The organism is Photobacterium satsumensis, assembly GCF_050336935.1.
In the GTDB taxonomy this organism is placed as follows: Bacteria; Pseudomonadota; Gammaproteobacteria; order Enterobacterales; family Vibrionaceae; genus Photobacterium; species Photobacterium satsumensis.
The window spans coordinates 1,218,589-1,243,465 of the sequence record NZ_JAKJSK010000006.1 but is presented as its reverse complement, the minus strand read 5'-3'; the positions used below and the strand labels follow the sequence as shown (position 1 = coordinate 1,243,465).

The 24,877-nt window shown below is 44.1% G+C and carries 21 protein-coding genes; 16 read left to right on the top strand and 5 right to left on the bottom strand.

The features are described 5' to 3' along the window. Window positions 1-31: 31 nt before the first annotated feature. Complete coding sequence (locus L4D79_RS05810; protein ID WP_428648609.1) at window positions 32-502, bottom strand: DUF6789 family protein; 471 nt, start codon at window positions 500-502, stop codon at window positions 32-34. Between the two features lie 253 nt (window positions 503-755). Between L4D79_RS05810 and L4D79_RS05805 the strand changes: the two genes are divergently transcribed. The 6 genes from L4D79_RS05805 (at window position 756) to L4D79_RS05780 (ending at window position 11,455) form a co-directional block, all read left to right on the top strand. Next, on the top strand, window positions 756-1,502 hold the full coding sequence (locus L4D79_RS05805; protein WP_428648606.1) for a cysteine hydrolase family protein: 747 nt from the start codon (window positions 756-758) through the stop codon (window positions 1,500-1,502). Between the two features lie 246 nt (window positions 1,503-1,748). Beyond that, window positions 1,749-3,065: an AAA-like domain-containing protein gene (locus tag L4D79_RS05800; protein ID WP_428648604.1), complete on the top strand. Its 1,317-nt coding sequence runs from the start codon at window positions 1,749-1,751 to the stop codon at window positions 3,063-3,065. Next, the gene (locus L4D79_RS05795) at window positions 3,062-6,730 is read left to right on the top strand and encodes a response regulator (protein WP_428648601.1); all 3,669 of its coding nucleotides are present in this window, start codon (window positions 3,062-3,064) and stop codon (window positions 6,728-6,730) included. Before L4D79_RS05800 ends, L4D79_RS05795 begins: the two co-directional genes overlap by 4 nt. Before the next feature lie 77 nt (window positions 6,731-6,807). Further along, window positions 6,808-10,089, top strand: coding sequence for a response regulator (locus L4D79_RS05790; RefSeq protein ID WP_428648598.1), 3,282 nt, complete (start codon window positions 6,808-6,810; stop codon window positions 10,087-10,089). A gap of 481 nt (window positions 10,090-10,570) precedes the next feature. After that, window positions 10,571-11,119, top strand: a complete 549-nt coding sequence (locus L4D79_RS05785; protein ID WP_428648596.1) for an outer membrane beta-barrel protein — start codon at window positions 10,571-10,573, stop codon at window positions 11,117-11,119. A 45-nt stretch (window positions 11,120-11,164) separates the two neighbouring features. Beyond that, the gene (locus tag L4D79_RS05780) at window positions 11,165-11,455 is read left to right on the top strand and encodes a GNAT family N-acetyltransferase (protein WP_428648593.1); all 291 of its coding nucleotides are present in this window, start codon (window positions 11,165-11,167) and stop codon (window positions 11,453-11,455) included. 61 nt (window positions 11,456-11,516) lie between these two features. On the opposite strand, the gene L4D79_RS05775 is transcribed toward L4D79_RS05780, so the two are convergent. From L4D79_RS05775 to L4D79_RS05765, 3 genes are all read right to left on the bottom strand, one after another. Beyond that, window positions 11,517-12,617, bottom strand: coding sequence for an alkene reductase (locus L4D79_RS05775; protein ID WP_428648590.1), 1,101 nt, complete (start codon window positions 12,615-12,617; stop codon window positions 11,517-11,519). A 21-nt stretch (window positions 12,618-12,638) separates the two neighbouring features. Next, window positions 12,639-13,019 carry a lactoylglutathione lyase gene (gene gloA, locus L4D79_RS05770; RefSeq protein ID WP_428648587.1) on the bottom strand — a complete coding sequence of 127 codons (381 nt, stop codon included), beginning with the start codon at window positions 13,017-13,019 and terminating at the stop codon, window positions 12,639-12,641. 333 nt (window positions 13,020-13,352) lie between these two features. After that, on the bottom strand, window positions 13,353-14,435 hold the full coding sequence (locus tag L4D79_RS05765) for a threonine aldolase family protein (RefSeq protein WP_428648585.1): 1,083 nt from the start codon (window positions 14,433-14,435) through the stop codon (window positions 13,353-13,355). A 192-nt stretch (window positions 14,436-14,627) separates the two neighbouring features. Between L4D79_RS05765 and L4D79_RS05760 the strand changes: the two genes are divergently transcribed. Beyond that, window positions 14,628-15,506, top strand: a complete 879-nt coding sequence (locus tag L4D79_RS05760; protein WP_428648582.1) for an alpha/beta hydrolase — start codon at window positions 14,628-14,630, stop codon at window positions 15,504-15,506. On the opposite strand, the gene L4D79_RS05755 is transcribed toward L4D79_RS05760, so the two are convergent. Continuing rightward, window positions 15,507-16,574, bottom strand: coding sequence for a methyltransferase (locus L4D79_RS05755; protein WP_428648579.1), 1,068 nt, complete (start codon window positions 16,572-16,574; stop codon window positions 15,507-15,509). 558 nt (window positions 16,575-17,132) lie between these two features. Between L4D79_RS05755 and L4D79_RS05750 the strand changes: the two genes are divergently transcribed. Genes L4D79_RS05750 through L4D79_RS05710 form a run of 9 tightly spaced genes read left to right on the top strand, consistent with a single transcriptional unit; the run spans window position 17,133 to window position 24,875 of the window. Continuing rightward, window positions 17,133-17,867, top strand: coding sequence for a beta-ketoacyl synthase chain length factor (locus L4D79_RS05750; protein ID WP_428648576.1), 735 nt, complete (start codon window positions 17,133-17,135; stop codon window positions 17,865-17,867). A 21-nt stretch (window positions 17,868-17,888) separates the two neighbouring features. After that, a complete protein-coding gene (locus L4D79_RS05745) occupies window positions 17,889-18,659 on the top strand; it encodes a lysophospholipid acyltransferase family protein (RefSeq protein ID WP_428648573.1) in 771 nt (256 codons plus the stop codon). Window positions 18,660-18,697: 38 nt separating this feature from the next. Beyond that, window positions 18,698-18,955, top strand: a complete 258-nt coding sequence (locus L4D79_RS05740) for a phosphopantetheine-binding protein (protein ID WP_428648570.1) — start codon at window positions 18,698-18,700, stop codon at window positions 18,953-18,955. A 21-nt stretch (window positions 18,956-18,976) separates the two neighbouring features. After that, window positions 18,977-19,234: an acyl carrier protein gene (locus L4D79_RS05735; RefSeq protein ID WP_428648567.1), complete on the top strand. Its 258-nt coding sequence runs from the start codon at window positions 18,977-18,979 to the stop codon at window positions 19,232-19,234. Further along, window positions 19,234-19,806 (top strand): COG4648 family protein, encoded by a 573-nt coding sequence (locus L4D79_RS05730; RefSeq protein ID WP_428648564.1) that lies wholly within the window; start codon window positions 19,234-19,236, stop codon window positions 19,804-19,806. The genes L4D79_RS05735 and L4D79_RS05730 overlap by 1 nt, the downstream gene beginning before the upstream one ends. Before the next feature lie 19 nt (window positions 19,807-19,825). After that, on the top strand, window positions 19,826-21,241 hold the full coding sequence (locus L4D79_RS05725) for an AMP-binding protein (protein WP_428648561.1): 1,416 nt from the start codon (window positions 19,826-19,828) through the stop codon (window positions 21,239-21,241). A gap of 25 nt (window positions 21,242-21,266) precedes the next feature. Next, window positions 21,267-21,638 (top strand): ApeI family dehydratase, encoded by a 372-nt coding sequence (locus L4D79_RS05720; protein ID WP_428648558.1) that lies wholly within the window; start codon window positions 21,267-21,269, stop codon window positions 21,636-21,638. Continuing rightward, window positions 21,635-23,344 carry a glycosyltransferase family 2 protein gene (locus L4D79_RS05715; protein WP_428648555.1) on the top strand — a complete coding sequence of 570 codons (1,710 nt, stop codon included), beginning with the start codon at window positions 21,635-21,637 and terminating at the stop codon, window positions 23,342-23,344. Before L4D79_RS05720 ends, L4D79_RS05715 begins: the two co-directional genes overlap by 4 nt. Next, entirely contained in the window at window positions 23,316-24,875 is a 1,560-nt protein-coding gene (locus L4D79_RS05710) for an HAL/PAL/TAL family ammonia-lyase (protein WP_428648553.1), read from the top strand. The genes L4D79_RS05715 and L4D79_RS05710 overlap by 29 nt, the downstream gene beginning before the upstream one ends. Window positions 24,876-24,877 lie beyond the last annotated feature (2 nt).

The following is a 24,877-nucleotide window of genomic DNA, read 5'->3' as shown; positions in this document are numbered from 1 at the left end:
CCTATTTTGTTTTTAAGTTATCTCTATATCTTCATCTGTTCCTTTCAAGTAACTGTTGGTAACTAAAGCCTAATGTCCAGCCATATATAATATGAAAAAATAAAGTTGCTCCAGCGGCCTTAACTCCAATGCCTAGCCCGAATCCGAACAAACTGTGGCCAGCTAAAGGCATCAATACAAGCATCATGAGTAACCATGCGGTTATACTGAAGATAATACTTTTAATAATATGACTCTTTGAGGGTAAAATAGTGATTAGTTTCTCATAGGCCATTCCCCATATAACAATACCTATGAACATATGGATTGCCCAACCCGCTGTCGGCTTTAAGTTAAGTTGCTCTTTGAAAGGGATAAGGCTATTTAATATTTCGATTGGGTTAAGTTCTGGCAAAATATTCAGTGTGCTTTTAATTGCCATAATAGTGCTCAATGTGAGAGTTGCAAATAATCCAGCCTCTATGCCGAAAGTACGTTGGTGTCGCTTACGATATACACACATAAGGTTTCTCACTCTATTGGATTAAACTCGTTCTTTGTTTTCATTTATTAGTATCTATAAATATTCAGGTGAGCGATGTGTTCTTCTGTAGCTGAAATGTGTGCTGGGAATGCGTACACATATACTTTTCTAGTACACACATTTGTGTCTTTTCTTTACACATCCATTTGTCTGTTTTGATTTCATAATGTATCCCGTCAACAAGAAATACAGTAACTAAATAAACACTACTCAGCGTATCAAGGAATATATTATGAAAATGTTAATTACAAACCTATCGGCTATTGCTTTAACCATTATGGCGTCTACTGGTGTAGCCAAGGCCAACATGCCAGACCCTGGTATGGAATATGTAAAAGGTCGTACTGCAATTGTTATTACTGATCCTCAGATTGATTTCCTTTCGCCAAAAGGCGTAGCTTGGGGCCTTGTGGGTAAGAGCGTGACCAAGAATGGTACGGTCGGTAATATTGAAAAACTGATGAAAATCGCCGGTGAGAAAGACATACCATTAATCATCTCGCCACACTTTTACGCCCCCACTGATCTGGAATTCAAACACGGTGGCGCCCTTGAGCATGCGATGCACCACATTCATATGTTCGAGAGCGATGAGCGCCTAGACCAAGCCGGGTTCAAAGAAGGTACTGGGGTGGATTGGATGCCGCAATACAAGAAATATATCAACAATGGTAAAACGGCGGTATCAACACCCCATAAAGTGTACGGTCCAGATTCTAACGACACGGTATTACAATTGCGTAAACGCAATATCGATAAAATTATCTTAGCGGGTATGTCGGCAAATTTGTGTACAGAATCACACATGCGTGAATTTATGGAGCAGGGGTTTGAAGTTCAGGTGGTTTCCGATGCCACAGCCGCAGCTCAGTTACCGGGCTATGATGGCTATGCTGCAGCAATGACTAATGTTCGAATGATTGCCAACTCAGTGAAAAGCACAGAAGAAGTTCTGGTACAAATTAATGAAGAGCTTTAATTTTATCGGGTATTTCAAGCTAGATTTATGTCTAGCTTGAACCCCCATCGGGTGGTTTTCATGGAGAAGAATATCATTGAACTCAAGCGAAATCGCGCGCAATTAACGGTATTGAGATCACGTCTTTTGTCCAGCAAAATGCTTGTTTCCAAACGGGTGGCGAGAATGATGTTATTGACTAAACTTCAATATAAAGCAGAGGCTTAGCTTGATTTTAGTGAAGGTGAATAAATGGGCATGGGGTGCATGAACCATCAAGAAGCAAAAGATTTATTGTTGACACTATTACCGGAAGATAATCTCAGTTTAATTAAAGTTGAGGTGTTCCGGTTATCGTGGGAAGGCAAAGGATACAACATCATCTCAGAGGAAAGTGGTTACGACCATGATTATGTCCGCAAGGCAGGTTCACAACTATGGCAGGAACTGAGCAAGCTTCTCTCAACCAGCGTAACTAAACGGAACTTCAGACCGCTGTTAGAACAGAGGCTTAAAGATGACAAGGCGAGCTTTTCTAAAAGCCTAGAGTTTCCCGGTGGAGCGATGCTGGTCAGCTCCCCCTTCTACATTGAACGTAGTTTGGAGGAGTCACGGGCTTATAATGAAATATCCAAGCCTGGTTCAGTCGTACGTATTAAAGGCCCCCGAAAAATGGGGAAATCCTCATTGATGCTGAGAGTCATGGACCAAGCTGAAAGTAATGGATTTCAGGTCGTTAATATCGACTTTCTCAAAGCAGACAGCCAGATATTGAGTGATCTCGATAAGTTACTGCGCTGGATTTGTTATCAAGTCGATTGCCAGTTGAGTTTAAATAGTGATATCGATGCGGTATGGAATGACTTAATTGGCAGTAAACTTAGTGCCAGTAATTATCTACAAGATGTTGCCCTTCAGCAATCAGAGACACCGGTACTGCTGGTAATTAATGAGCTTAACGCGCTCTATGACTATGAAGAGGTAGCGAAAGACTTTCTGCCACTCTTGCGATCCTGGAATGAGGAATCAAGGCATAACGAAAGTATGCAAAAACTCAGGCAGTTGCTGATATATTCCACAGAAGCTTACGTTAAATTAGATATAAACCTTTCTCCGTTTAACATTGGATTACCTATCGAGTTAGATTGCTTTAACGGCGATCAACTTGAGCACCTAGCCCATGCTTATGGTTTTAACTGGCGAAATGATGGGAACGTCAAAAGCCCAATTTCACTCCTACTGACGACGGTCGGTGGGCACCCGTATCTGACACAACAAGCACTCTATGATTTAGCAAGCCGTCAGGGGGTGGTTGAGAGCCCCTATAACGCGCTCAAAGCGCTTTTGAAGTGCTCGACTGAGTCGGGGGGCCTATATGAACCGTTTTTGCAGCAGCTGATAACGGATGTAAAGGGTAACTCAGATGCACTGGCTGGGATGCAAAAAATCACCCTCGGGAAGTTGTCTGATTTGTCACTCATTGAGCGTCACCAATTAGAGCGTCTTGGTATTGTGTCAGTGCAGAACGGGCAAGTTACTATAGACCAGCGGTTGGTGACAGACTACGCGATAGCCAATATATGATGGATAGCCATCAATCTGCGAAACACCGATTTCAGGTCGGTGGCAGCATATCCGGTGAAACGTCCTACTATATTGCTCGGCATGCTGATAAAGAACTGTATGAGGCCTTGATAAGACAAGAGCTGTGCTATGTGTTCAATTCCCGTCAAATGGGTAAGTCCTCTTTACTTTTCGAAATCAAAAGAAGATTACAAGCATATGGAAAGCGCTGTGTGTTTATCGATCTAAGCCGGATCGGCAGCGTTAATGTCAATGTACAGCAATGGTATGCGGGTATTATCCATGAACTTTGGAGAGGCTTTGAGCTACCTACAGGCAAGATGATGCTTGAATGGTGGGAGTCGTTAGGCGATATTCCTCCAGCGCAGAAGCTCTCTCAGTTTCTCCAAGAACACCTGCCTACACACTATCCTGATGATGAGCTCATTGTATTCTTTGATGAGGTCGACTCGGTTCTAAGCCTTTCATTTAATACTGACGATTTTTTTTCGGTGATCCGCGCTTGTTTCAATCTTCGGGCTGATAACCAAGACTTAACGAGGGTGACCTTTGCCTTTTTTGGTGTTGCGGTACCGGGTGATTTGATTTCGGATGAAAGGCGTTCACCATTTAATATTGGACGTGCCATATCAATGGAAGGGTTTACTGATGAGGAAGCTTGTCCTTTTCAGCAAGGGTTGCGGGTACCTGGTAAAGATAGTAGCAAGTTATTATCTGCCATTTTGCATTGGAGTGGTGGCCAGCCGTTCTTAACCCAAAAGATTTGTCAGCTTGTCACATATTTTTCTGCCGAAGCGCCGACTGTGCTGGATGAAGAGGCATGGATCAACCAATTGATCCTAGAGCATATAATCCAAAACTGGGAAAGCAAAGATAACCCAGAGCATATAAGAACCATCAGGGATCGGATGCTGCTGGATGAGTGCTTTAGTACCAACAATCTTTCAAACTACGGGAGAATACTGGCTTCCGCGAATGAATCGCTCGCCATTGAGGATGTGGGGGAATACCGCAGACTGTACTTGACCGGGCTGATCGCCGTCCATAATGGATATGCGAGTCCGAGGACGAAGGTTTACCGGCGTGTTTTCAACGAAGAATGGTTATCTTTGCAGTTAGAGTCAAGGCGGCCTTATGCACAAAACATCAAGGCTTGGCAGAGCTGTGGTGATGACGAATGGTTATTGTCTGGCGATGAACTTGAACGGGCTGTTTCATGGTCCGAAAACAAACACCTATCTGAAGAAGACCACCGCTTTATCGCTGCCAGTAGGGAAAAGCAGCAGAAGCAAGTTCAGAATTGGAATGAACGATTACAAGAAGAGATTGCCCAGCGAAAACTTGCTGAGAGTGAACTTCAAGCCGCTCTCGAGGAATTGCAGCAAGCCAAAGTGGATGCAGAAAAAGCCAACGAAGCGAAGTCGAACTTTTTGGCGAGAGTCAGCCGGGAAGTGAGAACCCCCATTAACTCAGTGCTCGGTCTTAGCCATTTGGCACTACAAAGAGAAGAAACGGTTTCTGGACGTGAGTATTTGAAGAAAATCCATCGAGCGACCAGTTATATGCTCGGGGTAATCAATGACATCGTAGATATCAATAAGCTAGAGCGAGGAGAGCTATTGCTTTCCAATGATACCTTTTATGTCGATGATGTACTGGATAATCTATTGGACATCATAATTCCCAGCCTTCACAGAAAAGGGTTGGAGTTTAAGTTAAAGCAAACGACTGAACTGCTTCCACCGCTTTATGGTGATGGAAATCGGCTTCAGCAAGTGTTGCTCAACCTTGCCAGCAATGCTTTTCGGTACACGCATTCTGGCATTATTGAAATTCGTGTCGACAAACTTGATCAGACAGACGATTACGTAAGGCTTCTGTTTGGGCTGCGTGATAGTGGCTGTGGTGTTTCTGAGCAAGAGGTTGAAGGTGTTGTCTGCAAGAGTGAAGACTCTATTATTAAACCCGGCTTAGGGTTATCGCTGTGCTGTGAACTCATCGAGTTGATGGGTGGAAAACTTAAAGTCGCGAGTAAACCAAACTATGGTTCGGACTTCACATTTACGGCAACGTTTAATGTGAAGAACTCGACTGATTATAAAGAAGCTACTGAGCTCTTTAATATCGCATTGATAGGTGTTGAGAATAAGCAACTGCTTCATCAATTAGAGCTTATCGGGCATTGCGTTTCGGTTATTCAGCTTGAGTCAGCGTGTAGAGAAGAGCTTGAGAGGGCAGATAAAATCCTGATTGATGCCGAGGAGCTGGAGCACAATTCAGGCAAACTTTCCCCCTTGCTGACGGCGATACAAGGAAATGCCGCGTTGGAGATCCATCCGTTGTTATTTACGTTTAATCAAAAACGACTTGATACGATGTTGCTTCCTCTGTCGGCTGCAATTACCTATCCATGTAGTACTCGGTACCTTGTGAATATGCTATCTAAGTCCCGCCGAGCGGTGTCTAGTGCAGTACTTCCCAAGTTTATTATTCCTTATAAGGTGCTAGTGGTAGATGATGACGAAATTAACCAACAGATAGTTGGAGAACTCCTGGATCAGCATAACCTACGTTTCGTTGTTGCCGAAAATGGTGCTGAAGCTATCGAGCAACTGGTAACACAAACATTCGACTTAGTGTTGATGGATATTGAAATGCCTGTGCTCGATGGTATTAGTACCGTTCAGCGAATACGGCAGATGGCAAAAGATGACAGCCGGTTCGATTATCTCAGTGAGCTACCTATTATCGCGATGACGGCTCATGCCTTGGTCGGAGATAAGGCACGCTTTGTCAAGCTGGGGCTGGATGAACATTTAACTAAGCCGATTGATCCCCCTGTATTTTCAACTGTTTTACGTAAGTGGTTGCCAGAAGACTTACCTGATCCTAAGGTCAACGCAGTTTCTGGGCGGGATGATAAGGAAGAATTGTTATCAATTGAACCTTTAGATGGAATTGACGTAGCAACGGGAGTGGCGCGTTGCGGAGGTAACCATCAACTGTATTATAAACTGCTACTGGAATTTGCTAACAGCTACCAACACGCGTTGAACTTGCAGCGCTCCGAACACGATGTGTTTGCCTCAAAATGCCACAGTATCAAGGGAAGTGCGGGTAATCTAGGTTTGACCATGATCGCCCAGAACGCTTCGGATCTTGAACGTAAATACCAAACTGAAGGTGTATTCACCGAGATGGAAATTAGCCATTTCCTGCAATTATTGGCGATTCAATGCCAACAAGTCATCGATAAATATCAGCCGCATGCCGTCAATACCGACTGCGAGCAAAAGCCCGCTGTTGAGGCGAAAATAAAGATATTGATTCTTTCCGATAATGCAGAACGGCTAAAGCCAATTGTGAAGTATTTAGCTGCCGATTATAAAGTTCTGGTTGCTAGAGCCCCATTTCGTGCCCAAGAGTTATTGGTTAAACATGCGCGTTTAGGCTCGCCAGTGCAATCGATGATTGCATTTCCAACCGGCGATAATGAAGCCATATTTCGCATAGCTGACAGTAACCGCGAGCTGAGAGTCATCTTAGCTGGGGATATCAAAGATGAAGCATTTTTGGAAAAAGCGCTTGCTTCTGGTGTGAGCGAATTTCTTCCCCAGTGTCCTGCTCCTCTCTTAGTCAAGTTACGCCTTGAGCAGGGAAGGTAGCTTTCTAGGGGTAAGGTGATAACTCAGGGAAGTATATTATTTTGCTTTACAGTCAATTTAAAGCGAGGGGATTCTAAGTGCATTCAAAGACAGAAACTTTGTTTAGCGTTTTATTTCGAACGACTTTTTTGGCTTTGATCCCCATGATCGGGGGAGCGATTATTGTTCACGCTTTCTACGATGCCACACTCTGGCAGAATCATTTGCTCCATACTTTTATTGAATCTGCTGGCGGTATTATAGGAATTGTACTTGCTATATCTTTATCCGTCCTGATCACCAAGGCTAAGCTTCCGGCAAATTATACTTGGCTGGTTGGAAGTTTTGTCGGTATGTGTGTGCTTGATATTTCCCATGCCTTAGTCGATGTCGGTATTGAGTTTGTTTGGCTACATTCTCTGGCGACTTTTGTTGGTGGTATGCTTGCCATGTTGGTATGGCTGCCAGAGCGTTATTCTCGCCAATTGAGCCCTATTAGCTTAGGGATAGCATCATTTACTGTCTTCACTCTGGTGAGCCTGTACTCCATTTTGTTTCCCGAGCAACTTCCTCCGATGCTGAATGAAGATGGCGACTTTTCCTTTTACGCCAAGTTTTTAAACCTGACAGGTGGATTAGGTTTTCTTATTAGCTGGCTGCATTTTGCTATTAGCTACTTTAAGCGGAGCCAGGTTGAAGACTTTTACCTTTCCAATCAAGTGTGTTTTTTCGGCCTTGCAGGTATGCTCTTTCAATTATCAGTGCTTTGGGATGGTAACTGGTGGTTATGGCACATGCTGCGGGCCATGGCGATATTACTTCTGGCGTTTTACTTTTTGAGCCAGTTCTATGCGGAAGTTAGAAAACTGGAGCGAGATAATCGCAGCGTTAATGAAACAACCCAATCTATCTTCGAGTCATTGGTTGATGGATTAATCATTCTCGATAGTGATAGTCGAATCATTCAATTTAGCTCTGCAGCTGAAGAGATTTTGGGTTACAGGGCAGAAAATATTCGTCAGCATCGATTGGAGATCATGGATCCAACCTCTGAGAAAACACACATTAGAACGGATATATTTACGGTTCTAAATGAAGCTGCTTCAACGAGTGAATTGTCAATTAAACACCAGCTGGGATATTTTGTTTCTACCGACATCTACACCTCAATATGGGAGAGGCGTAATCATTCTTTTGTTGTGCTGATTATACGGCCTAACAAAAAAAGAAAGCAGAGAGAAGCGAAGATGCGGCTCGCAGATGCGACGATGGACAATACACAGGATATGGTATTTTGGATTGTTCCCGAAAGCGGTCGTATTGAATATGTAAACCAAGAAGCTGTAAAAGCACTGGGTTACGATAGCGGTGAGCTTGTATCAAAACGTATTACCGACATTGATGATGTTGTAACGGATGATCTATGGGATGGCTTCCAGCAGGTATTACAGCAAGATGGAAAACGACTTTTTGAAAGTGTTCATAAACGAAAGGATGGCAGTACTTTTCCTGTTAGCGTGTCGGCAACTTTGGTCAAGCATGAAAAAAGCCACTACTTTGTCTGTTTGGTCAGAGACATAAGTGAGCAAAAACAAACCGAACATGAACTGATGGAGGCCAAAGAGGAAGCGGAGGCTGCATCCAATGCCAAAGCCGACTTTCTTGCTAACATGTCACATGAGATTCGTACTCCTATGAACGCGGTGATAGGTTTATCACAACTCGCTCTTCAGACTGAACTCTCTGCGAAACAGAGGGGGTACCTAAAAAAGATCCATTTATCGGCTGAAAACCTGCTTGGCATAATTAACGATATTCTTGATATTTCGAAAGTTGATGCGGGCAAGTTAGAAGTGGAACACATTAGCTTTGACCTATCAAACGTCATCAACAATATTGCCGATATCATTGCGGTGAAAGCATCAGACAAAGATTTAGAGTTACTCATCGCGATTGCCCCTGAGGTCCCCTCGTTGCTAAAAGGCGACCCGCTCCGCTTGTCTCAAATACTGCTTAATCTTGCGAACAATGCCATTAAGTTTACCGATCATGGAGAGATCAGGATTGCGATTGATGTCGTGAATCACTCAGGTAAAAGTGTGTCGCTTAGCTTTACTGTGAAAGATACCGGAATCGGTATTAGCCAAGAGCAGCAAAAAGACTTATTTACGGTTTTTTCGCAAGCCGATACATCAGTATCACGTCGCTTTGGTGGTACCGGCCTTGGATTATCAATTAGCAAGAAACTAGCTAATTTGATGGATGGGGCAATAGAGGTTGAGAGTGAACTAGGTCAGGGGGCCGAATTTACTTTGGTTATACCCTTTGACCTTGCGAGTGAAAGTGAGCCGAAGTTCAATCAAGTACTGCCCAGCGAGTTAATTGATAAACGAGTATTGGTTGTAGATGACCACCCTGCGACCCGTGAAATTATTACCCACTATGCCACCATGTTTGGATTAAAGACTCAGCAGGCGGGTTCAGGAGATGAAGCGGTTACCAAAGTGTGTGTACAGGGGGAGCATTTTGATTTGATTCTGATGGATTGGAAAATGCCGGGTATTAACGGATTGGAGGCAGTTCGTTTAATAAGAGAGCAATATTCACAGGAAATACAACCTCTGATTATTATGGTGACCGCTTACAGTAGAGATGAGCTATCTGAGGAGTGTACTAAGTATGGAGTGGTTGACTTTCTCCCCAAGCCAGTCACGCCTTCGGCGTTACATGATGCAATTTTGGATGCCTTTGGCAGAGGTGCTCAACAGAATGAACAAAATACTAGTTTCATTCCTGAGTATGACAGCCTAAAGGGCGCCAAGATATTGTTAGTGGACGATAATGACATTAACCTGTCCATAGCAAAAGAGTTGCTCGAACTGGGAGGAATGGTAGTAGAGACTGCAAATAATGGACAAAGAGCCATTGAATGCCTTTATGCTGAGCCTGATTTCGATGGCGTGCTAATGGATATCCATATGCCGGTAATGGACGGTTATTCCGCGACACGAGAGCTACGCCAAGAACCAAGGTTCCATTCATTGCCAGTTATCGCGATGACTGCCAATGCAATGCTAAGTGATCGGGAAAAGGCGATTGAAGCTGGGATGAACGATCATGTCGCTAAACCTATCGATACCAATAAGATGTATGCAGTTCTCGCTAAATGGATATCAGTAAGCCCGAATAGTTCAGAATTCGAACCTGATAAAGACCTCAAAAAATTACTCTCTCTTCTAGAGGACGGCGATACCGGTGCGATTGAATTTGTACGGTCATTTCAATCATCATTTCCTCAAGAGTGGCAAGATGAATTAACTAAACTGATAGATGATCTGAAGTTCGATGAGGCGAGGTCGTATATTCAAAATAGTAAATAAAACCTTTTTGATTCTCAGGGAGGTGCGCCTAGATACTCTCGGCAGTCCAGGAGGGTGTCTTGAGGTAACTTGGGTATAACGTTGTAAACGGTTGTTGAATATGAATGAATAGCCGCTTGGTGGCTCTTTTATGATCTGGTGTTGCTTTTCTTGGAATTGAGAAAATGAAGACGAGAATGCTCGTCTAGGCTTTTGGAATACCTGTCAGTATTTGAGTGTAAATCATTTGATGTTATAGATATCTTTAAATCGCTTTGCCGCTGTTAATTAATTTGTTTTAAACGGCTGGCAAGCTTACTTTTCCAGATTTATTTCAATAAAGAGAAGGATATATATATCAATAGGTTGATAATTCACAAATGAAGGAGTTGGGTTTGAATTTAACAAGAGTTGCGTTTTATTTAAGTTAAGTGATTATTTAGAACCGCATCTCACAGGAAATTTTATAAAACTTAAAGTTGGTTAGGTGTAGGTGAATATAATGTCTGTTAAAGCATGTTATAAGTTATTCGGTGTGGATGTTTTATCCCCTCTTTTTTATGCGTTTTTGATGCTTTTGATGGGGGGGTACTCCTCATTTTTAAGTGCCAAAACAGATTACTTCGTAGGTGCAGGTGTTGGGTATCAAGAAGACAAGCTAGACGGTGCTAATTCTGAGAATGGAGAAGACGCTACAGTTCTGTTTAACGGCGGTTTAATTATAAACTCTGAGCACAGAGTAACAGCAACATATAGTTATAAAGATAAATTTTCGCAAAGCCTGTTTTTTGCATCATATGACTACCTTTATGGTATAAACAACAATATGTCATTGAATGGTGGGTTCTTATTAGGTGTTGGATATAATGATATATCTAACGAAAGCTCTATGGATTTTATTCGGGGTTTACAAGTAGGGACGTCATATCATATTAATAAGGATTGGAGTGCCGATCTGACTTACCGCTATATACATCAAGACTATGAAGAAGAAGACGTTGAGATAGATGATACTCAGCAGGTTGTTATTATGGCAAACTATCATTTTTGACGTTAGCTATCTAAGCCTATAACGCGATTGACACAAGGAAGGACAATGGCCAGTAATCACAATGTTGCTCACGATAAGGATAATCAAACGTACTTTGTTGATCTTATCGATGGCTACCAAGCAAAAGTGAGTTATCAAATTTCTGGTAATGTTCTAACTCTTGATCATTCCTCGGTACCTGCAGACTTGCGTGGCAGAGGGTATGCCAGCGTAATGATGGAAGCCGTCTTGAGTTCTATTGAACAAGAAGGTTATACGGTTATTCCCAAATGCAGTTATGTCGTTCATTACATGAATAAACATAATGAGTGGCAGCATTTGTTAGCAAATCAATGAGAAGCAGAAGCCCAGCTCAATTGAGCTGGGCTTTTTATAATGGGTTAAATTTCAGCCGAGTTTAGCTAACTTGATATTCAGGGTAATCAATTAGCCCTTTTTCTGCGCCACCAAACAAGGTATCCGGATCGTGAGCGGCAAGTGGGTAATCATTCATGATACGGCTTGGCAGATCGGGGTTGGCGATAAATGGGCGACCGAAGCCTACCATATCAGTTAAACCGCTATTGATGGCCTGTGCGGCTTTTTCAGTGTTGTAGCGACCAGCATAGATGATCGTGCCTTTGTAAGCCTCGCGAATAGCATGCTTAAACTCTAGCGGTGTATCAGGAGCGTCATCCCAGTCTACTTCAGCGATGTGAACGTAAACCACACTCAGTTTGTTCAGCAAAGCAGAGGCGGCAGTGTAAGTTTCAATCGGAGTCTTATCAACTGTGCCATTAAGGGAGGTAAACGGAGCAAGGCGCACACCTACGCGTTCTGCACCGATTGCATCAGTCATCGCTTCGACCACTTCACCCAAGAAGCGCAGGCGGTTTTCGATTGAGCCACCGTACTCATCAGTACGGTTGTTGGCCTCAGAGTCGATAAACTGGTTTACCAGATAGCCGTTTGCAGCGTGTAGTTCAATACCATCAAAGCCAGCTTCGATGGCATTGAGCGCCGCCTGACGGTACTCACCAATGACATGTGCAATATCGTCTTTGGTCATCTCGCGAGGTTCTACTACATCGACAAAACCCGGAGCGCTGTTACCGTCATCGATAAAGACTTTTACGTTTTCAGCTTTAAGGGCCGAAGAGGAAATAGGTTGCTGGCCACCGATATTTGCAGGGTGGGTTACACGGCCAACGTGCCAAAGCTGCGCATAAATTACACCACCTTTAGTGTGAACAGCGTCAGTGACTTTTTTCCAGCCAGCGATTTGTTCTTTGGTATAAATGCCCGGTGTCCAAGCGTAACCTTGGCCCGCTTCGGAAATTTGGGTACCTTCGGCAACAATCAGACCTGCATCGGCACGCTGTTCATAGTATTTTGCCATTAAATCGTTGGCGATATTACCCGGTTGAGTCGCACGCGAGCGAGTCATCGGTGGCATCACGATACGGTTTTTAAGTGTTGCTTTGCCAAGGCGCATTGGCTGAAATAGTGCATCTTTCATCTTTAGTTCTCCAACCTGTCTTTACTTGCTTGTCTGAATGAGTTCGATAGCGTAGCCATCTGGGTCTTTGACAAAGGCAATGTGAGTGGTGCCACCAAGCATAGGGCCCGGTTCGCGAGTTACATTACCGCCTTGGGCTTTGATCTTGTCGCAGGCGGTGTAAATGTCATCAACGCCCAACGCCAAGTGGCCGAATGCATTACCTAGCTCGTAAGAATCGGTATCCCAGTTATGGGTTAGCTCGATGGTTGCACTGTTTTCTTCATAGCCGACGAAAACCAGTGAGTAACGATATTCATTGTTTTCAAAACGATCCAATACCTTCATACCCAATATCTTGGTATAGAACTCGATAGATTTATCAAGATCGGTAACGCGGATCATCGTGTGGAGAAATTTCAAATCGCACCCTTAAGTTGTACGTTGAGATGTAGTGACGCTGAGCGAGTTGGTATGCGTTGTTTGGTTTGAGCAACCAATTTTGATCTCACTACTATAGCGAGAGTGGATAAGGATAAGAAATTATCATTGGTTATAGTTTTGATAATTATAATTTATCAATTTGAGCCTAAGCACGAAGAAAGGACATGACTGCTGATTAAATGCTGTTTAAAGGAGTGCTAGTAAGAGAATTAGCAAGTTGATGACGATAGCCATGGCGTTACCCAGTACAAAGTGAAACCTTGTGATTGAATATAGCTATTCCATGGACTGTCATCATCAACAGTAGTCCGTTTAGTAACGCTCCGATTGATCGACAATATACTGGAATATGTCCCTGAGGTGATCATCAGGGATATTGAGTAAATTGTCCCCGATATACCATTCAATCACTGAGTGGGTAGGGTGCTGGGCAACTTGTGGGTTACCTAGCCAAATCCCTTTTTCAACAGCGAGGTCCTCACAGAGTTTTACAGCGCGTTCATAGTTTAGCGGCAGGATTAAGTGAAGCATATTGCATTGTGGCTGGGTTGGGTTAGCAGCAAGTTGCGGGAATTCCGATAACAGTGAATAGATTTGCTGGGTTCTCTCGAACAAGGCGGGCATCATCGCGATGCGTTCATCAAACTGCATCGCCGCAGAGACAACATAGGGGGTGCGATGGTATACATTACCACCTTGTCTTTTCATCCACATGCTTGCTAACTCAATAAATGCCTTATCACCTAGCAACATGGAACCACCAAGTCCGTTCACACCTTTATACAAAGACACATAGGCGCTGTTAAAGCCGTGGGCGATTTCCTGATAAGATTTTTGGTAATACGCTGCGGTTTCCCATAGGCGGGCACCATCCATGTGTAAATGGATATTCTGTAGTTGGCAGTATTGCTTTATTTCCTTCAGTTCACTCCATGACGGGAGTTGGCCGCCTAACTCTCGCATCGGTAGCTCGTACAAGGCGGCAGATATTTCATCGGGCCAAGCCTGCAGATCTGTTAGTGTCCAGGGCCTAAACGCATTACCGATAGGCAAGGTGTTAAAGCGGTTTTGTAGTTGGTAGCCCTGCCTTTCAAACCGGGTGATATGACTCGATTCATGCATAGCGACGATGGGATTGCGCTTTTGACGACATACTAATTCAAGGGCGGTGGCCTGAGCCATTGTACCGCTGATAACAAAGAGGCCGGCTTCAAACCCTAAGAGATCTGCGATTTTCTGTTCGAAGGTTTGTATTAACTCTCCCTCACCGTAAACATCATGTTTGATGCCGTGTTGTTCGCACCACTGTGCCATTTTCATAAAGTGTTCCGCCGGCGACTCATCTTGGTTGCCTGGCAGGACGGTGTGGCACTGATGGCGTAATTCCTTGTTCATTCAATGTTCCTTGCTGGTGCGGTGTGCCTACAAGCTATAGCGCTGTTGGTGAGATGTAAAGAGGGATAGAGCTTGATGTTGTTCTAGAGAGTAGTCATGCAGCACTGCTATTCATCATTTATAAATTGTCTCACCTATGAAACATTTCTTTTTCTCTTGACTGTGTAGTTTTAACATAAATGGAGGGGAAGTATGTATAAAGTTGTCGTCCCGGTTGTTATCGTTTTAAGCCTTTTTTTACAGTCATGCTCTAACTCCTTTTTTTATTATCCTTCAGGTGGAGGAAAGGCTAATGCGGATGTTCAATGGTTACATTCAAGCTCCGGTAATGACATTGCGTATGTATGGTTGCCGGCTAAAACAGGTGAGCCAAAAGGCATTGTCGTCCATTTTCATGGCAATAGTGGGCATCTTGGGGAAACAAAAGAAAAGGTCGACTGGCTGGTAGAGCATGGTTACCATGTTATGGTTTTTGACTATTCAGGGTTTGGCTTTTCGTCTGGAGCCGCGACAGATAAAGCGTTGTATGCTGATTCGAAGTCTGTTCTTAAGCTGACTTCTCGCCTTAAAAGGGATCTCGGTTTACCCACGTTTATAATCGCAACTTCGACAGGCGGAAACGTATTTCTTCGAGCTTGGGTCGAACAGCCTATTGACCTTGATGGTGTGATCATTGATTCATCGTTTATCAGCTATATTGAAGTGACTGATCATGTGCTTCAGCAAAATTTTCTTGGTAAGTTGTATTCATGGATTTCGGAAATATTAATGCGTGATCAGTATGCTGCTAAGCCTGTGATTAGCCAAATTCCAATAGCCAAAACGTTAGTTGTGCATTGTGAGGAAGATAAGATCATCCCAATTTCGTTTGGCTATGAGATCTATACCCAACTAAATGGAGAGAAAGAATTTTGGCAGCTTAGCCAATGTGCGCATGCAAGAGGGATAACTCGTGACTTTCCTGCCAATCAATCGCGTCTTGTTAATTGGTTAGAAAGCGCCACCCCTGATTTTGAGGTAGCGCGTATGGAGCCTGCTGGTGGCGTAACGCCTATATTAAACGCTTTTTAATTAAACGCCTTTTAATTCGAGTAAGGTATGCCCTAGGCCAATATGGTCTGTGCGGTTGACGACTTCAAAGCCTGCTTCATTGACCACTTCAAGGAAATCATCGCTACGGTAGAAGCGACTGTTGCCGTTAGCAAGGCAGGTGAAGTAAAGTGACGTAGCATTTAGGCTGTAAGCTGCTGCATCATATTGTTGGTTATCCCAGAATAACTCAAGAATATAAACTTTCGCGTCACTAGCCATCGACTTTCTAACGAGCTTAAGGATCCTCAGGATTTCCATTGGCGAGAAACAATCAAGAAATTGGCTCATCCACCATACGTCAGCACCATTAGGAAGCGATTGCTCTGGGTTGAGCATATTTGCGGGATAACCTTGTATTCGATTCGATAGCCCTTTCTCGGCTGCGTTTGTCATGGCCATATCGATCTGTTGCGGTAAATCAATGATCGTTACTTCAACATCAGCGTCATACTCGCAGCATTGAATTGCCCATTTACCGGTATTACCTCCGATATCAAAAATCTTCTTTGGTTTATCTTTGAAGATTTTCTCTACCAGCAATGGGAATGAGCGATCTGAATAGAAATGGTCAAAATTAAACCAGCTATTCTTAGCTTTAGAGGGTAAACGAGAAAGCCCTTCATAGATAGTTGGCCAATCCCCAAGCTCTTTCAACCCCGCAGGCTTTCCTTCTTCGATGGCTTCTGTTAGGTGCATCATCGCTGCATAGCAAACATCAGCAGTGAAATCCATGTTGGCCTTGGTCATACCATCATTAGTAATAAAATACCCAAGGTTAGCTAAATAATACCTTGGTTTATTCCATGTAACGATGTGTGCGCTTAGAGCCATGTCTAGCAATACCTTTGCACCGTATTCTGATATGCCAGTTTCAGATGATACTTCTTCAGCATTTAAACCTTTTTTTCCTGCATTATCGAGGGCTGATAAAATACCTAAATCACGTAAAGTACGTGCTGTATGAAATACAATTGGAGCAAAAGCCAGTTTTTGCGCTTCAGTTTTTGCTTCTAGTGCATTGAATGGATCGTTTTGATAAGAGGTCACAAGCTATCCAACTACTTTTGGTAATAATCCGTTATTGATCTAAACCCTTATAGATCAGGCTCAATGATATTCTGTATTAAACTATCAGAATATTTCAAGTCCTGTTGTCATAATTATGGTAATAATTCAGATCAAGTATCATATATTTCTTATTGCAATTAAAAGTCTTGCTGTATAAAAAATCATCGATGTCAGCTGCACTTACCGTATGCAGGTACTGCTCGTTCTACCAATTGTGATCGGGGTAAGAATCGCTCCTATGTTACTGATATAAAATAGTTTTTTCTTGGTATTTTGTATATAGTTGATAGCGGAAAACGAGTGGGGTGCCGTGATGTATGTATTTTAAATTTTGTTAATTAGTCAAATGTGCTGAATAGTAACACTGAGTCAAGTCATGCATCTCATGTTATCTATTCGATAAATCTATTGTTTATAAGAACAAAATTTCAAAATAGTGAGATAACATATACCAAAAATCATTTTTTGATATTATGATGTTTCAACACATGGATTGTGTATCAGTTAACATTCAGATGAGAAATGTAAGACGCAGGGATGATGAATTATATACATTTTAATATTGATGCTTGGTTGGCACTCTCACCTAGCTTAGTAAGTAAAGAGTTGTGGCGTTCATGGTCCTTGGCTAATCAAGAGTGGCCAGAAGCAACCACACCATTACCCGTTGACGAAATTCCTACTATATTTCGACGACGTATGAGCGTGTTGTGTAAGCTTGCGATTCAAACCGCTCTCTCACTGTCTAAAAATAATGATGTCGACTTTATTGTTTTTTCTAGTCGGCATGGTGAACTACACCGAACCGTCAATATACTGACGGATATCTTGCAGGGGAATGATGCATCGCCAATGGCCTTTTCACAATCGGTACATAATACGGCCGCTGGCCTGTATACCATAGTGAAGAAGCAGGCTATCCCAGCAACATCGTTAGCGGCGGGAGAGCACTCTTTGCATTCTGCGCTCATTGAAGCGGCAGCATATTTGTCAGAATATCCTGAACACCGAGTTTTGGTCGTTGATTTTGATGAACCACTACCATCCCCATACGGCGAGTTTGATGTCGTTGACCATCAAGCTTTTGCGCTAGGCATGGTGGTAACTTCTGGACAGCAATGCCAACTCTCTTGGCAATCGGTTAATACTATTCAAACTGAAAACACAGTACCAAAGCTTCCACAAACCTTGGCTGTGATTGCCAATTTGGCTTGTGAAGAAACGTCGTGGCAAGTGCTAGGGCGACGAAAAAGCTGGTTTTGGACGCGTTAGGCGATGAGGGAGGTTACTGTTTTGGGTTCAATTGCACATCGAATCGGTAAAACCTGGCGCATTATCGCTACTGGTTTGTGTTTTTCAATATTTGGTATTGGCGCTTTATGCCTGACCTTTATTGTTTTTCCGCTGGTGACATGGTCTGTAAAGGATCGGACGAAACGTGAGTTGAAAGTACAGAAGGTTATTCAACGATCGTTTGACATGTTTAGCAAGTTGATGCGGTTCTCTGGAGCGATTGATTATCAAATTGTGGGCGCTGATAGCTTACAGAAAGATGAAAACTGCTTAATTGTTGCTAACCACCCTAGCCTTATTGATTACGTGCTTATTGGCTCATGCCTCCCTCAGTGTGACTGCATTGTAAAAGCCGCTATCTGGCAGAACCCGTTTATAAAAGGAATCGTAAAAGCGGCTGGTTATATTCCGAATGTCAATCCAGAAAGTTTATTGGAAGCATGCAGTACCAGGTTGAATGATGGCAATGTGTTGTTGATTTTTCCTGAAGGAACGAGAACGACTCCCGGGCTAGACCCCTATTTACAACGGGGGGCAGCACAAATTGCAGTTCGTTCTCAGGCAGACCTGAGATTAATACATATAAAGGTTGAGCCAAGCTTTTTAACAAAGCAAGCGAAATGGTACCAAGTACCCGATACAAAACCATTTTTTCATGTTGAAGTTCAGGAGAAAATCAACATTGATCAGTTTATTCGCGATGGTCAGTCTCCAACAGCGGCGGCTAGGCAGCTAAATCGCCATCTGGCGGATGTTCTTTTTCCTAATTAGGAAACAAATATAACTCACTATTAAAAAAGAAGGTTATTGTGGAATCATTACATATAGAACTCAAAGAACTCATTATTGAAGCGTTAAACCTTGAAGACTTATCAGTTGATGATATCGAGACTCAAGCTCCTCTTTTCGGAGACGGGCTTGGCCTAGACTCAATTGATGCTCTCGAGCTTGGGTTGGCGATCAAGAAAAATTACAACATTGTGATTGATGCCGACGACTCTAAGACGAGAGAGCACTTTGCTTCCGTGGCCAATCTCGCCAATTTTATATCTCTGAATAAAGCTTAAAGACAGTGGACGAGTGAGTGTATGAGTGAAGTTAATCGTAGTGAAGTATTTGAGCAAGTACGTGATGCACTTGTCGAGCTCTTTGAACTTGATGCCAGTGATATTACGCCTGAAGCAAACCTTTATCAGGAGCTTGATCTCGACAGCATTGATGCGGTTGATCTGGTTGTTTACCTGCAAAATGCAACAGGCAAGAAAATAAAGCCTGAAGAATTTAAATCGGTACGTACCGTCGATGATGTTGTTGATTCAGTAGCCGAACTCTTGCAGCAAGCTTGATGCGCTGGCTTACTGCAGTAACGGCGGCTGTACTATTTACCTATCCATTTGCGATTTATTTCGGTATTCGCCATTGGGGGTTAACCGCCGTCGCCGGTTTATTGATAGCAATATTTGCATTACGTTTTTTTCTCGGATCGAAGCTGCCATTGCGAGAGCAACGGTATCTTGCATTGCTGACTGGAGGCGCCGGTGTGGTACTGGCCATCCTCGGCAGTGTCTTCCGGGAGCAAGGTTGGCTGACTATATACCCAGTAGTGGTCAATGCCGCAATGCTCAGTGTGTTTGCTACCAGCCTTTGGCAGAAGCAAACGCTTATTGAGCGATTAGCGCGACTTCAGCATCCCAATTTACCGCCGAACGGTGTGAAATATACGCGCAATGTAACCAAAGTGTGGTGTGGCTATTTCGTTATTAATGGGCTTATCGCGTTGGCAACGTGCTTTATGCCGTTATCAATCTGGACACTCTACAACGGTCTTGTGAGTTATTTACTGGCAGGGTTGTTGTTTGGCGGAGAGTGGCTAGTTAGGCGAAGGATAGTCATTAAAGAAAGGGATTGTGCCCACTGAGCAGGGTGATGGAATCAGGATGAATACCCAACAAATTAACCGCACGAGTTTATCTAAACCAGGTTTTTGCTCCTTGTCAGCACTAATAACTTCCGGTCACTCGGATCATGTATTAGTGGCTGGTGATAGCGATAGCATTATCGATTGGTCACAGTTTCGCCTCGAGGTGCAGGCGCTCAAATCCATTTTGGTGGCATCAAGCTATCAAAAATGGGCACTGTGTTTCGACGACAGCTATCATTTTGCTGTTGCTTTCATCGCTTTAGCACAAGCGGGTAAAGATATGGTGCTGCCCGGTAACCGACAACCTGCGGCATTGGACGAGATTGCGGGACATTTTGAGGCGTTGTTACACGACAAGCCTTCAAAGATGCCTTTGGATGTGCATCAACAGTTGCTGCCTGCCCAAGAGCGGGTTGTGCTTTCCGCTGCCTCTGACATACCTTCTCAGTCGCTGAGTCAGTTAAAATTGATACTGTTCACCTCTGGGTCGAGCGGTAAGCCAAAAGCGATTACCAAGTCACTCGCCAATATTGATGCAGAAATATGCCACCTCGAGAAAACATGGGGAAGGCAATTGAGCGAGACTTCGGTAATTAGCACTGTCTCTCACCAACATATCTACGGAATGCTATTTCGGGTGTTGTGGCCGCTTTGTGCGGGTCGTCAATTTAGCCGACACGATTGCAGCTACCCTGAGCAAGTTGTCGCTGCGTCGAGCAAAGATACTGTGTTGATCACCAGCCCTGCGCTACTCAAGCGCTTAGATGCCCAGCCGGTCACAGAACCTTTTCGCGCTATTTTTTCATCGGGTGGTCCACTGAGTTTTGATACTGTCCAGCAGAACTGTGCCTCCTTTGGTCAACGGCCAATTGAAGTTTTTGGAAGTACTGAAACGGGCGGGATCGGCTATCGGCAGCAGCAAGCCATAGATACGCCTTGGAAACGATTTGACGTTATCGATATTGCTTTAAACGTTGATGGTTGTCTGCGTCTTCGTTCTCCCTACATTGAATTGGATGACTGGTATCAAACGAGCGACCTGTGCCAGCTCTTGGGTGATAACCATTTTGTTGTGAAGGGCAGAAGTGATCGGGTCGTAAAAGTAGAAGAAAAACGCATTTCTCTGGCGGAAGTCGAACGTCATCTTTGTCAATTAGAATGGATTGAAGAAGCGGTTGTACTTGCTCTGCCTTCTACAAGCCGATTAGCCCTCGCCACCGTTATTACCTTGAACCAAGAGGGGAAGCAGAAACTCGCCCTGCTGGGCCGAGGGCAATTTGGACTTGCTGTTCGACAAGCACTGAGGCAATGGGTGGAACCGGTGGGGATCCCTCGGCGCTTTAGGGTTGTTGATGAAATGCCACAAAATAGCCAAGGTAAATATCAAGTTAGAGAGTTACAGCAGCTGTTTAGTGACGAATTCACCGAATAGCAAGGAAGATAAGTGAGACGGCAATATGAATAGCCCACAAAGTAAGCCCACAGTAATTTCACAGTACCAGGACGGTGACAGTGCAGAACTTGTACTGCGAATTGATCCTCAACTTACCGGTTTTGAAGGGCACTTTCCTTCTTATCCTATATTGCCTGGGGTCACTCAGATTGATTGGGCTGTGTATTTCAGTCAGCGCATTTTGGGTACTCCAACGGTTTTTGCTGGCATGGACGTCATTAAATTTCAAGAACCTATTCAGCCGAATCAAGATGTACAGCTAGCCCTTTCTTGGAATAGTGAAAAAGCGAAATTACATTTTCGCTATACGTCAGACGATGAAGGTAACTTAGTGACCCATTCATCTGGGCGGATTGCATTGGCAGTGGCGTTATGACGACTTTTCATCCTTGTTTTTTGATCCCATGTTTTAATCATGGTGCCACGGTAAAAGGGGTGGTTGATGCGTTGCTCCCTTATCGTTACCCCGTGATTATTGTTGATGATGGCAGTGATGAAAAAACGAAAGCCTATCTGGCGGCTCAATCCGAAAGGGACAATGTTACGGTTTTCACTTTAAAGGAAAATCAGGGTAAAGGGGGAGCCGTTATTGCTGGGCTTTATGAAGCATTCCGCAGGAGTTTCACTCATGCTATCCAAATTGATGCCGATGGTCAGCATGATCTAAGTGCATTAACGACCTTAATTAATGAGTCGTCTTCTAACCTGACTGCCCTTGTGTCGGGTCAGCCTATCTATGATGAATCTGTCCCTAAATCTAGGCTCTATGGCCGCTATCTTACTCATGTCTGGGTATGGATAGAGACCCTGTCGCTGGATATAAAAGACAGTATGTGTGGCTTTCGGTCATACCCGATTGGTAAGACGATTGGGGTGCTTGAAAAGCACCCAGCCATTGGGCGCAGGATGGATTTCGATGTTGAAATCATGGTCCGTATGTATTGGTCCGAGTGTGATATTCGGTTTATTCCTACCAAGGTCATTTACCCGGAAGGCGGTATCTCCCATTTCGACAGTTTCAAAGACAATGTCAAAATTAGTGCTATGCATACACGCTTGTTTTTCGGCATGTTATCGAGGATCCCTTCGCTCCTGAAGCGGAAGAAACGACAAGAACATCATTGGTCAACGCATAGTGAGCGTGGCACCTTGCTAGGTATTAAGCTTTTACTTTTCGTTTATTCAGTGCTCGGCCGGGGTGCGTTTAATTTGTTGCTCAAGCCAGTCATTGCGTATTACTACAAAACGGGCAAAGCCGCGCGTCTGGCCTCGGAAGAATATCTTGGGCGCCTTGAAGAGTACGCCCAATCTCAAGGCTATGAGCTGCCGAGTAACCTGAATAGTTATCGTCACTTACTTTCTTTCGGGCATACCATGTTAGATAAGCTTGCTGCCTGGCGTGGAGATTTTTCATTTGATGACTTAACTATCCATGGCAAAGAACATTTCGAGCAATTGACTGCCAGCAAGCAAGGCATTGTGGTGATTGGGTCACACCTGGGTAATTTAGAATTATGCCGGGCTCTCGGTCGTCAATATGACAATGTCAAAATCAATGCCCTTGTATTTACAGAACATGCTGAGCGTTTTAACACTGTGATGAAAGCAGTGAACTCAGAGTCTGAATTAAACCTTATCCAAGTGAATCAGCTAGGAGCGGATACCGCTATTTTGTTGCAACAGAAATTGGAGCAAGGGGAGTGGGTAGTCATTGTTGGAGATCGGACTTCGGTAACGAAAGAGCAGCGGGTGGTATGGGCTGACTTCTTAGGCCACCCAGCCCCGTTCCCTCAGGGGCCCTTTATGTTGAGCGCTGTTCTTAAAGCGCCTGTATACCTGTTGTTTGGCCTGAGGGATGAACAGCAGTCACCTCCACACTTCAACGTTTATTTAGAACCATTCAGTGACCAGATACATTTGCCACGTCTACAAAGAGAGCAGGCTTTAACTGCCGTTGTAAACCAATACGCCAAGCGTTTGGAGGCATACACCCTTCAGGCACCTTTGCAGTGGTTTAATTTTTTCAATTTCTGGCAGTTAAGTGAGAACCGTAATGCAAGAAAAAGTACAGAAAATCGTTAAATTTGGCGCAGAGCGCCTGACGATAGAAGATGTCGAGGCTGTGGCAAATGGTGCTTCAGCCGAGATGAATCATAGTCAAGAGTTCAAGGCAAAGATTGATCGAGGTGTCGCTTTTTTAGAGCGCTTGTTGAAAGATGAAGGGGTCATCTATGGAGTAACAACCGGATACGGAGATTCCTGTACTGTTGCTATTCCTCCAAACCTTGTGGATGAGTTGCCTCTGCATCTGACCCGTTTCCATGGCTGTGGTTTGGGGGATGATTTAAACCATCAGCAAGCAAGGGCAGTATTGGCGACACGTTTATGTTCATTATCGCAAGGGGTATCGGGTGTTACCCATGAATTGCTTAATCAAATCGTGACGTTGATAAATAAGGACATTACCCCGCGTATTCCTCAGGAGGGGTCGGTTGGTGCGAGTGGCGATCTTACCCCGCTGTCTTATTTGGCAGCTGCGCTGATAGGCGAGCGTGAAGTGATTTATCAAGGGGAGAGCAAACCGACGTCTGCCGTTTACGCCGAATTGGGGATCGTACCGATTAAGCTAAAACCCAAAGAAGGTTTGGCGTTGATGAATGGTACATCGGTAATGACGGCTTTGGCTTGCCTTGCTTACAAGCGTGCTGAGTATCTTGTGCAGCTATCAACCCGGATCACGGCGATGGTATCACTTGGGATGCAAGGAAATGATTTCCATTTTGACGAAGCTTTATTTGCAGTTAAACCGCATCCAGGGCAGCAGAAAATTGCCCAGTGGCTAAGAGCCGACCTCCAGGCCGAGAGGCCGCCAAGCAACAGTGATCGCTTGCAAGACCGTTACTCGCTTCGCTGTGCACCACATGTTATTGGTGCTGTGCAAGACAGCCTGCCATGGCTACGCCAACTCATTGAGAATGAGCTTAACAGTGCCAACGATAACCCAATCATTGATGGTGATAATGAACGTGTGCTTCACGGCGGCCATTTTTACGGTGGTCATATTGCCATGGCGATGGATACCCTAAAAACGGGGATTGCCAATATTGCCGACTTGCTGGATAGGCAAATGGCCCAGCTGATGGATTATAAGTTTAACAACGGCCTGCCGTTCAACCTGTCGGGAGCAGAAGGTGAGCGGAAACCGATTAACCATGGTTTTAAAGCCGTGCAAATTGGTATCTCAGCCTGGACGGCAGAGGCGCTTAAACACACGATGCCAGCCAGTGTGTTCTCCCGCTCTACTGAATGTCATAACCAAGACAAAGTCAGTATGGGGACGATCGCTTCGCGGGATTGCTTGCGGGTTCTTGAGTTAACAGAGCAAGTCGCATCAGCTTCACTTTTGGCTGCAACTCAAGCCTTAGAGCTGCGTAAAATTCATGATCAGCTTGATGATAATCATATGAGTTTGGCAATGAAAACCATGCATGAATTAGTGTTGAGCGAATTTGAGTTTGTCAGAGAAGACCGGCCTCTGGAGCAAGACCTACGGCATTTCATGGCCCGAATACGGCAGCAACATTGGGCACTCTATGAAGAGAGTGAAGGGTAACG